1 protein-coding gene is annotated in these 2740 nt (G+C 73.2%); it reads right to left on the bottom strand.

The genetic code is table 11. From position 1 onward, the window contains the following. Positions 1-146: 146 nt before the first annotated feature. On the bottom strand, positions 147-2740 hold a 2594-nt coding region (locus tag I53_RS21055), incomplete at its 5' end, for an HAD-IC family P-type ATPase (RefSeq protein WP_043354327.1).

Here is a 2740-nt window from a genome sequence, read left to right as displayed (position 1 = left end):
CATCGCGCAGGCGCCCGGGAAAGCGCCCGGTCAGCCGCTCCATTCTGCCATCCCAATCCGCTGCGGTCGGGTCCGTCGTGATCCTGCTCATGGACGACAGCTTACACGAAGGCGCGCGGGCCGTGGGCGCGGAGGGGCACCGGACCTCACGTCGGACGGCCGTCGCGCCCGGACGGCCGGCGGGCTCCTGCCGCCAGGGTGGCGAGTTGGACGACCAGGAGCGGTGCGAGGCTCACCGAGAGGACGAGCATCCAGCCGTTCCGATCGAGCGGGACGAGGCCCAGCAGGCGGCCGACCGGCGAGAGATAGGCCGGGCCGACGAGGAGCGCCGTGCACAGGAGCAGGGCGGCCCAGACCCAGGGATTCCGGGTGACCTCGTTGCGGAGGAGCGGCGCGCTGGAGGCGCGCATGTTGAACACCTGCCAGAGCTGCGCGAAGGCGAGCGTCAGGAACGTGACGGTCACGACCGAGGCCGGATCGAAGGCGAGCCAGAACGTGGCGGCGGCGCCGGCCGCGAAGGTCGCCGCCGTCATCGCGGCGGCGTGCAGGCCGATCCGCGTCCATTGCGCCCGCCCCAGAATAGGCTCCTTCGGATCCCGCGGCGGTCGCCGGAGGATGTCGTCCCGGCCTTCGCCGAGGGCCAGGGCGAAGGCCGGGAACACGTCGGTCACGACGTTCAGGTAGAGGATCTGCATCGGCAGGATCGGTAGCGGCAGCGTCGACACGACCGCGAGCCCGACGACCATCACCTCGCTCAGGTTGCAGGCCAGGAGATAGGTGACGAACCGGCGGATGTTGTCGAAGATGATCCGCCCCTCCCGGATTGCGCCGACGATGGTCGGGAAGGCATCGTCGAGGAGGATCATTGCGGCGGCCTCGCGCGCCACGTCCGTCCCCCGCCGGCCCATCGCGACGCCGATATCCGCCTGCCTCAGCGCCGGGGCGTCGTTGACGCCGTCGCCGGTCATGGCGACGACCTCGCCCTTCGCCTGGTAGGCGCGGACCAGCGCCAGCTTCTCGGCCGGGCTCACGCGGGCGAAGACCGCGACATCTTCCAGCCTGTCCGGCAGGCCGGCATCGGGGACGCCCTCCGCGATGCGGTCCCCCGGACCGGCGAGACCGACCGCGAGGGCGATGCTCCGGGCGGTTACGGCGTGATCGCCGGTGACCATGACCGCGCGGATGCCCGCGGCGCGGCAGGCCGCCATCGCCGCCGGCACGTCCTCCCGGGCCGGGTCATCCATCCCGACCAGCCCGAGGAACGTGAGGTCCTCGAAGGGCGGGCATCCCGGGTCCGCGACCGTCCTCTCGGCGCAGGCGATGACCCGCAGGCCCCGTGCCCCCAGATCCTCGACGCGGCGTCGCCACAGGGTGCGGTCGCCGGCGTCGAGGGGACGATCATGCGCGCCGTCACCGGTGCGCCGCGAGGCGGCGAGCACGGCCTCCGGGGCGCCCTTGACCGCCACCCAGAAGCCCGGCCCCGCAGCATGGACGGTGGCCATCATGCGGACGGCCGCCTCGAAGGCGTGCTTTCCCACGAGAGGCCGGTCGCGCCCGAGGGCCGCGCGGTCGAGGCCGGCGGACCGCCCCGCCCGCAGCAGCGCCTGTTCCATCGGGTCGCCGCTGCCGTCTCCGGCGCCCGATCCGAGCGCGGCGTCGTTGCAGAGCACCGCAACGCGGAGCAGGCGTCCGGCTTCGATCGAGGGCCCTCCCTCGGCCAGGTCCCCCTGCCCGGAGGGCAGCGACAATTGCCGCACCGTCATCCGGTTCTCGGTGAGCGTCCCCGTCTTGTCGGTCAGGATGACCGTCGTGGCGCCGAGCGTTTCGACGGCCGACAGGCGCTCGATCAGCGCGTTCCTGCGGGCCATCCGCCACATGCCGCGCGCGAGCACCAGGGTCGCGACGATGGGCAGGCCTCCCGGAATGGCCGCGACCGACAGCGCGATGCTGGCCTCGGTCATGAGGCGGAGATCCTTGCCGGTTGCGATGCCGAGGCCGGCCAGGAGAACGGCCACCCCCAGGACCGCCCAGACCATTTGGCCGGACAGGCGGCCCAGGCGCCGTTCCAGGGGCGACCCCTCCGGGTCGGCCTGCGCGACGAGGCGCGACACCGCCCCGAGTTCGGTCGCCGCGCCGGTCGCGACCACGACACCCGCACCGCTCCCGCGGGTGACCAGCGTGCCCCGGAACAGCATCGACGCGCGCTCCGCGAGGCGTGCCTCCGCGGCGACCGGCTGTGCCGACTTGTCCACCGGCACGGATTCCCCCGTGAGGGTCGACTCGTCGGCGCCCAGGTTCGACGCCTCGACCAGCCGGATGTCGGCCGGGACCGCATCGCCGCCCTCGATCAGCACGATGTCGCCCGGGACGAGATCCTCGGCGGGCAGGACCCGGATGTGCCCGTCGCGGCGAACGCGGGCCGAGCGCGTCCCGAGCGACCGCAAGCCCTCGACGGATCGGACCGCCCGCAGCTCGGTGAAGAAGCCGAGGCCGGTATTGATGGCCAGCACCGCAATGACGGCGGCCGCCTCCTGCCAATCCCCGAAGTAGAGCGAGAGCCCGCCGGCCGCGGCGAGCAGGTAGACGACGGGGCTCGCGAGCTGGTGCAGGAGCAGGGACAGCCTGCCGGCCCTCTCGGTCGTGGCGATCACGTTCGCGCCGAACCGCGCGCGCCGTTGCCGGGCCTCCGCATCGGTCAGGCCCGCAGGCAGGGCGGTCTCGAAACGCCCTGGAACCTCCG

It is taken from the genome of Methylobacterium sp. B1 (assembly GCF_000333255.1).
Lineage (GTDB): Bacteria > Pseudomonadota > Alphaproteobacteria > Rhizobiales > Beijerinckiaceae > Methylobacterium > Methylobacterium fujisawaense.
This window is presented reverse-complemented; position numbering and strand designations above follow the sequence as displayed.